The sequence below is a fragment of the Pseudoalteromonas sp. TB51 genome (assembly GCF_000498055.1).
Lineage (GTDB): Bacteria > Pseudomonadota > Gammaproteobacteria > Enterobacterales > Alteromonadaceae > Pseudoalteromonas > Pseudoalteromonas atlantica.
In genome coordinates, this window is sequence record NZ_AUTO01000109.1 from 38,679 (window position 1) to 46,898 (window position 8,220).

An 8,220-nucleotide genomic window follows, 5' to 3' on the forward strand; every position below is an offset into this window, starting at 1 on the left:
AATGAAATTTTCTAAAACTCTTATTGCAGCTTCGCTTGCATTTGTTTCGGCTGATAGTTTTGCAGCCGCGTTTCAATTAGCAGAGCAAAACGCGTCAGGTTTAGGCCGTGCATACGCAGGTGAAGCATCTATCGCAGATGATGCGTCTGTTGTTGCTCGCAACCCTGCATTAATGACTTTATTTAAAGATAAGCAACTTAGTGTTGCTGCTATTGGTGTAATTCCAGATGTGAGCTTAGAAGGGACGCAAACCAATAACGGTATTGATCCAAGTGCCCTAGATGATGACAGCATAGCACCAAGCGCAGTGGTACCTGCCGCTTACTTTACTATGCCGTATAACGATAAAGTATCACTAGGTTTTGGCGCGTTTTCTAACTTTGGTTTATCTACAGAGTTTAACGATGACTACGTAGCGGGCCAAATTGCAGGCGAGACAGAAATTTTCACCGTTAACCTTAATGCAAGCGTTGCTTATAAAGTAACTGAGCAATTTAGCTTTGGTATTGGCTTAAACTACATTTATGCAGATGCAACCGTAATCCGTAAAGTAGGCGCTAATACAAGTGGCTTTGATTTTGGTGCTGATGCAGTAAACCTTCAAGGTGACGACACTGGCCTAGGTTTAAACGTTGGTTTAATGTACCAACTAGACGAAAATAGCCGTTTTGGTTTTAACTACCGCAGCGAAACAGACATCACATTTGAAGGTGATTTCTCAAATGACTTACCAGTGGCTGTAGGCGGCACTGGTGGTGCACAACTACCGGGTTCTGTAGAGCTAACGTTACCAGCTATTGCTGAGTTTTCTGGTTCTCACCAGTTAGATGAAAAACTTGGCTTACACTACAGCGTATTATGGACAGGTTGGAGCAGCTTTGAGTCACTAGAAGCGCAAGTAACTGCACCAACAGGCGATAAGTTTGTTGCTTTTGAAAAACAAGAGCAGTTTGACGATGCGTTTCGTTACTCTATCGGTACAGATTACCAATACAACGAAGACTTATTACTTCGTGCAGGTGTAGCGTTTGATGAGTCGCCAGTATCGCAAACTCACCTATCTATCTCTATCCCTGATACAGACCGTTTTTGGTTCTCGTTTGGTGGTAACTACACTATCGACACGCAATCAAATGTTGATTTAGGTGTAAGTATTATTCGTGGTAAAACACAAACATTTACTGAAGCTGATGAGTCAGGCAGTGAGTGGGGCTTCGAGTCTAAAGGTCACGCTGTACTTGTTGGCGCTCAGTACAACTACAAGTTTTAATGTAGCTGTGCCTTGTGGTTAATCGCAGGGCACAAAAAAGCCGCTCACTTTAACAGTGAGCGGCTTTTTTAATGCCTGCTAAATTGCTTTAGCAGGCAACTAAAATTATAAGCTTTCTATTTTAGTTTTTTGCTCAAGTAGCTTGGTTTTAGCATCAGTGAATTCAGCTAATTTAGCATTTTCTTTTGCAAGTACGGCTTCTGGTGCGTTATTTACAAACTTTTCGTTAGCCAGCTTGTTTTGCACTTGGGCTAGGCCTTTTTCTGCTTTTTCGAGTTGCTTGTTAATACGTGCAAGCTCTGCTTCAACATCAATTAAGCCCGCCATGGGGATCATAATTTCAAGGTTGCCAACATAGGATGTTGCACACGCTGGTGCATCGTCTTTGTTTTCAAGCAGGGTGAACGATTCAAGTTTAGCAAGCGAGGCAATAAATGACTCGTTCTCGTTAATACGGCGCACATCATCGCTTGATGCGTTAGCTAGTAACACGTTAAGTGGCTTACTTGGGCTAATGTCCATCTCACCACGAATAACACGAATTGCTAAAATAAACTGTTTAACCCACTCTAAGTCGTCCATAGCTTGGGCATCAACGTTTGCTTCATTATAAACAGGGAAGCCCTGTACCATGATGCTGGTACCTTTAGTTTCAAGCCCTGCAAGTGGTGCAACGCGCTGCCAAATAGTTTCGGTAATGTATGGCATCATTGGGTGCATTAAGCGCAGTAGGCTTTCTAGTACCGTAATGAGTGTATTACGTGTACCACGTTGCTGTGCTTCATTGCCTTTAAATAATACCGGCTTAGTCAGCTCTAAGTACCAATCACAGAACTGGTTCCAAGTGAATTCGTAAAGCGTGTTAGCGGCTAAATCAAAGCGGTAGTTATCAAGGTGCTCAGTGTAGGTTTTAACCGTTGCTTCAAATTGACCTAATATCCAACGATCGGCTAACGAGAACTCTTTTTGTGCATCGTTGAAGCCACAATCTTGCTCTTCTGTGTNCTTGCGTTCCATAGTTTATTACAGAAGTTACGGTAACCTTCTAGGCGGTTCATATCCCAGTTGATATCACGGCCGGTTGATGCCATTGCTGCAAGGGTAAAGCGAAGCGCATCGGTACCGTGTGCCTCAATACCATTTGCAAATACTTTGCGCGTGTCTTTTTCGATTTTAGCGGCAAGTTTAGGCTGCATCATGTTGCCAGTACGCTTTTGTACTAAATCTTCAAGCTCGATGCCGTCAATCATATCTAGTGGGTCAAGTACGTTACCTTTTGACTTAGACATTTTATCGCCGTTGTCATCACGTATTAGGCCGGTAACATACACTGTTTTAAACGGCACTTGTGGCTTACCATTTTCATCTTTTATAAAGTGCAGCGTCATCATTATCATACGCGCAACCCAGAAGAAAATAATATCAAAACCCGTTACTAACACGTCAGATGGGTGGAAGGTTTTTAAATCATCCGTGTTCTCTGGCCAACCTTGCGTTGAGAACGTCCACAGCGCAGATGAGAACCAGGTATCAAGTACGTCTTCGTCTTGGCTTAGCGTAACATCATCGGCAATGTTGTTGTCGCGGCGTACCTCAGCTTCATCGCGGCCAACGTAAACGTTGCCTTCGCTGTCGTACCAAGCTGGAATACGGTGACCCCACCAAAGCTGGCGTGAAATACACCAATCTTGTACGTCGTTCATCCACGAGAAGTACATGTTCTCGTACTGTTTAGGCACAAACTGAATGTCGCCATTTTTAACGGCATCTTTTGCAGGTTCTGCAAGTGGCGCAACACGTACATACCATTGGTCGGTAAGGAGTGGCTCAATGATCACACCAGAGCGGTCGCCGTAAGGTACAGTTAACGCATGGTCTTCGATTTTTTCAAGTAAACCAAGTTCTTCAAATTCTGCGATAATCGCTTTACGCGCAGCAAAACGGTCTAGGCCGTGTAAGCGCTCAGGAATTGGCGCATCAAACTCAAGTTCTTTACCGTCAAAGGTGTATGTTTCACCTTGGCTTAGAATAGCAGCGTTTTTATCGAAAATATTGATCATTGGCATTTTATGACGCTTGCCAACTTCGTTATCGTTAAAGTCGTGTGCAGGGGTGATTTTTACACAACCCGTGCCTTTGTCTTTATCAGCGTGTTCATCTGCAACAATTGTGATACGACGATTTACGATAGGCAGTAAAATCTCTTTACCAATTAAATCTGTGTAGCGTTCGTCATCTGGATTAACCGCCACACCTGAGTCACCTAGCATGGTTTCTGGACGTGTTGTTGCTACGATAATGTAGTCTTTGCCGTCTTGTGTTTTAACGCCATCAGCAAGTGGGTAGCGCAAATTCCACATGTGGCCTTGTTTGTCTTTGTTTTCAACTTCAAGGTCTGAAATAGCTGTGTGTAATTTTGGATCCCAGTTTACTAGGCGCTTACCGCGGTAAATTAGGTTTTCTTTGTGAAGGCGTACAAAGACTTCTTTAACCGCTTCAGATAAGCCATCGTCCATCGTAAAGCGTTCACGGTCCCAATCAACCGATGCGCCAAGACGACGAAGCTGCTTAGTGATAGTACCGCCAGATTCGTTTTTCCATTCCCAAATTTTATTAATAAAATCTTCGCGGCCTAAATCGTGACGTGTTTTACCTTCTTCAGCGTGTAGTTTACGCTCAACCAACATTTGCGTTGCAATACCCGCGTGGTCAGTACCTACTTGCCATAATGTGTTGTTACCTTGCATACGCTTAAAACGCGTAAGGGTATCCATTATTGTATCTTGGAAGGCGTGGCCCATGTGCAAGCTACCGGTGACATTTGGCGGCGGGATCATGATCGAATACGGTACGCCTTGGCCAGATGGCTTAAAGTAGCCTTTTTGTTCCCAGTCTTGGTATAGCGACTGTTCAATATCTTGCGGATTGTAGGTTTTATCCATTACACAGAACCTTAAATAAGTACTTAAATTAGTTGGTTAGCTTTATCCTAAACGGCTAGCTATTAATCTCTTGCGTGCTGATATTGGCACCAAGTTGGCGCAGCTTTTTAAAGCGCTCACGAGCGGCTTGTTTAGCTACAGACTCTACTGGTACAAAATCAAAAACTTGGCTAAAACGCCTAATAAAATCAGGCAGGTTATTAGCTAAGTTAATTAAAACGTTACGTTTGCCAACAGGAGGCGTGGTGCCTATTTCTACTGGTGCGCCGGCTTTAGGGCCTTCGCCTTGCAGGTTATGCGGCACAAAACTGTCGGGATCAAATGCCCAAATGGTTTCGTCAATGACATAGGCGGTGTGTTCGTTATCTACAAAAATAAATACACGATGCCCTAATCGATACTGCTCTGCGGCAATTTGAGCTGCTAAAGCAAAATGATCATCAGCCTGCGCTTTAGATTCATCTTGTTGCTTTAGAACGAAAAATTGAGCATTCATGTTCATTGTATCGGGGTTTCCCATGACATTGAATGTGCACATAGTTGATACACATAAATTAAGAGGCCGATTTTGCCATATAACGGGGTTTGCTTCAATTAATACACAGATAATTACAGCAATAAAAAAGGCGCCAAATGGCGCCTTAATACAAGTTAAATAACCTAAGCTCTGGTTAAAATATTTTTGCCCTATGGCAAATAAATTTAACGCTGTTAGCGCTAAAAATACCTGCTGAGTGGCTTTTCTAAATAAGGCTCAGGTTAATTAGGTTATTAGTCGTGCGTAGCTTCGCTTACACCCGCTCGGTTTAATAAATACTGAGTAAGCATAGGAACAGGGCGACCTGTTGCGCCTTTTTTAGCGCCACTGCGCCACGCGGTACCGGCTACGTCTAAGTGAGCCCAGTTATACTTTTTAGTAAACTTAGATAAGAAACACGCTGCGGTAATAGTACCAGCAGAGCGCCCACCTAAGTTTGTAAAATCGGCAAATGGGCTATCGAGTTGATCTTGATAGTCATCCCACAGCGGTAACTGCCATGCACGGTCGCCACTTTGCTCAGACGCTTTTAATAAATCATGCGCAAGTGGGTTGTGGTTTGACAGTAAACCTGTTGCATGTGCACCAAGGGCAACAATACATGCGCCTGTTAGTGTTGCTACGTCAATTACTGTATCTGGGTCAAAACGCTCAACGTAAGTTAACGCGTCACATAATACTAATCGGCCTTCGGCATCAGTATTAAGCACTTCAACGGTTTGCCCCGACATTGTTGTTAAAATATCACCAGGGCGATACGCGTTAGAGCTTGGCATGTTTTCACAGCCGGCTAAAACACCAATTACGTTAATTGGTAGCTGCATTTGTGCCAGTGCGCGCATAGCGCCAATTACACCGGCTGCGCCGCCCATGTCGTATTTCATTTCATCCATGGCTTCGCCAGGCTTAATTGAAATACCGCCTGAGTCAAACGTTAAGCCTTTACCTACTAGCACAATAGGCGCTTGCTCATCGCTTGCACCTTTGTAGTTAATAACCGACATAACCGATTCGTTATCACTGCCGCGACCAACTGCTAAGTACGAGTTCATACCTAGTTCGGCCATCTTTTCTTCGCCAATAATATCAACGGTGATGTTGTCAAAATTACTAGCCAGCTCTTGCGCTTGTTCGCCTAAATAAGCAGGGTTACAAATATTAGGTGGCATGTTGGCTACGTCTTTACATAGCTTACTACCTGCGGCAATGGCTAAACCATGCTCAATAGCGCTTTCACCAATGGTCAGCTCGCGACGCGTTGGTACGTTAAACACAATTTTACGAAGTGGACGACGAGGGTCTACTTTTTTGCTTTTTAGCTGGTTAAATGTGTATAGGCAATCTTGTGTTGTTTCTACCGCTTGGCGAACCTTCCAGTAGGTATCACGACCTTTAACGTGTTGCTCTGTTAAAAAGCACACCGCTTCCATTGAGCCGGTTTCGTTTAAGGTATTAATTGTTTTAGAAATTATTTGCTTATATTGCTTATCATCAAGCTCGCGCTCTTTACCACAGCCAACAAGCAATACGCGCTCGCTTAAAACGTTAGGTACATGATGCAATAATAAAACTTGCCCCGGCTTACCTTCTAGGTCGCCACGGCGTAGTAAATTTGAGATATAACCATCGCTGATTTTATCGAGTTGTTCACCAATGGGGGATAACCTACGTGGTTCGTAAACGCCAACGACAATACACGCGCTGCGTTGTTTTTCTGGGCTACCACTTTTTACGTTAAATTCCATTGTTACTCCTGGTTGTGAGTCATATACGTTATTAATTGGGGCTAAAAAAATAAAATCTAGTCTTCGCTACGTAACTTATGTAGGGATAATCTTAATTTTAGCTGATTTTTTCTGACTCTTACTGTGTAATTGAACTTTATATGTTTAAGGGCTACTAATGCAACAATATATCGTGCACTTAGGTAGGATAATTAATTTTGTTAGCTTATAATAACGACTTATTTACCAGATAAAACTGGGTAAAATAGCTACTTTATTATCAAATTATCACTATTGTAGTGAAATTCTATGTTTAACAGGGGCGAGCATTGCTTATTTTTCGTTATTTGACCGCTGAGGTTTTAAAATCGCAGGTCGCCGTATTTTTAACTTTAATGACCATTTTTGTGTCACAAAAGTTTGTGGTTATTTTAGGAGATGCTTCTGAAGGGAGCATTCCTGCCAAGTTAGTATTATCGATGATTGCGCTTAAACTGCCGCAATTAGCTTCGCTGATCCTGCCATTGAGTATATTTTTGGGGATTATTTTAGCCTACAGCCGCATTTACGCCGACAGCGAAATGACCGTTCTTAAAGCCTGTGGGGTGAGTGAGTGGTATGTGGTACGCGTTACTTTAATTTCGAGTGTGGGTTTGGCTATATTAGCCGCCTCTCTCACCATGTACCTTGCGCCGTGGGCGAGTGAGCAAGAGTACCAATTAAAAGAGCAAGCCAAAGCCGATGCGGGTTTATCTGCGTTAAGGGCTGGGCGGTTTCAACAAACCGGTAATGAAAAAGCCGTAGTGTTTATTCATAACATTGAAAACGGTGGTAAAGAGCTAAACAAAGTATTTGTAGCGCAGCTGCCCGATACCGAAAAAGATGACCTTGCACGTTTAGTGTATGCCGAACAAGGCGTGGTGGTAGAGGCAATAAATGGCGAGCAACAATTAGTGCTAACCGATGGCAAACGCTACGAAACCGATGGCAAAACACCGGCCCTTAATTTAACGCAGTTTGATGGCTACAGCGTACAAATACGCGAGCAAGAAATAGAGCATCAGCGCCGTAAATTAGAAGCAATACCTACTAATCAACTATTGCCACTCAATACCTCTGAATCTATAGCCCAGTGGCAGTGGCGTATTGCAATACCGCTTTCTATTCCGTTACTAACGTTAATAGCAGTACCGCTAAGTGTGGTTAATCCGCGCCAAGGTAAGTTTGCTAAATTAGTGCCAGCCATTAGCTTGTACTTAGGTTATTTTATCTTACTCAATGCTGCAAAATTTGCCGTAGAAGATGGCAAAATACCGCCTTCAATTGGTTTGTGGTGGATTCACTTAAGCGCTTTATTTATAGGTAGTTTATTAATTATAAAAGGTCGCCCATTGGGCGCCTGGCTTAAAGCCGTTGTAACAAAACGGGAGTTAAGCGCATGATGAAAACACTCGATTGGTACTTAGGCCGCAGCATTTTACAAACCACCGGATTTGCTTTGTTGGTGCTAGTAGGGATTAGTACATTAATTAAGTTTATTGATCAGCTAAAGTCGGTTGGTCGTGGCAGTTACGATTTAATGACCGCAACGCTTTACACCTTTTACAGTATGCCGGGCGATTTAGTTATATTCTTCCCGATGGCCGCGCTTATTGGTGGCTTAACAGGCTTAGGTGCATTGGCTTCAAACAGTGAGCTGGTGGTAATGCAAGCTGCGGGTATGTCGCGCTTGCAAATTATAGGCTC

The 8,220-nt window shown here is 43.2% G+C and carries 5 protein-coding genes and 1 pseudogene; 3 read left to right on the forward strand and 3 right to left on the reverse strand.

Annotated elements, in window-relative coordinates; translation table 11 throughout:
- Window position 1: 1 nt before the first annotated feature.
- Window positions 2-1,270 (forward strand): outer membrane protein transport protein, encoded by a 1,269-nt coding sequence (locus L650_RS0105565; protein ID WP_029772473.1) that lies wholly within the window; start codon window positions 2-4, stop codon window positions 1,268-1,270.
- Between the two features lie 105 nt (window positions 1,271-1,375).
- On the opposite strand, the pseudogene L650_RS0105570 reads toward L650_RS0105565, so the two are convergent.
- The 3 genes and pseudogenes from L650_RS0105570 to pepA all read right to left on the reverse strand — a co-directional run bounded on the left by L650_RS0105570 (window position 1,376) and on the right by pepA (window position 6,495).
- Window positions 1,376-4,212: pseudogene (locus L650_RS0105570) on the reverse strand (valine--tRNA ligase).
- 55 nt (window positions 4,213-4,267) lie between these two features.
- Window positions 4,268-4,714, reverse strand: coding sequence for a DNA polymerase III subunit chi (locus tag L650_RS0105575; protein WP_029772474.1), 447 nt, complete (start codon window positions 4,712-4,714; stop codon window positions 4,268-4,270).
- 269 nt (window positions 4,715-4,983) lie between these two features.
- On the reverse strand, window positions 4,984-6,495 hold the full coding sequence (pepA, locus tag L650_RS0105580) for a leucyl aminopeptidase (protein ID WP_029772475.1): 1,512 nt from the start codon (window positions 6,493-6,495) through the stop codon (window positions 4,984-4,986).
- Window positions 6,496-6,803: 308 nt separating this feature from the next.
- On the opposite strand from pepA, the gene lptF reads away from it, so the two are divergent.
- Window positions 6,804-7,916: an LPS export ABC transporter permease LptF gene (gene lptF, locus L650_RS0105585; protein ID WP_024031637.1), complete on the forward strand. Its 1,113-nt coding sequence runs from the start codon at window positions 6,804-6,806 to the stop codon at window positions 7,914-7,916.
- A partial coding sequence (locus L650_RS0105590; protein WP_128081044.1) for an LptF/LptG family permease occupies window positions 7,913-8,220 on the forward strand: 308 nt, incomplete at its 3' end. The genes lptF and L650_RS0105590, both read left to right, overlap by 4 nt.

Bases quoted from the DNA above. Each gene is read 5' to 3' on its own strand.
- L650_RS0105565 (WP_029772473.1), top strand. From the start codon at position 2: ATGAAATTTTCTAAAACTCTTATTGCAGCTTCGCTTGCATTTGTTTCG.
- L650_RS0105575 (WP_029772474.1), bottom strand. From the start codon at position 4,714: ATGAACATGAATGCTCAATTTTTCGTTCTAAAGCAACAAGATGAATCT.
- pepA (WP_029772475.1), bottom strand. From the start codon at position 6,495: ATGGAATTTAACGTAAAAAGTGGTAGCCCAGAAAAACAACGCAGCGCG.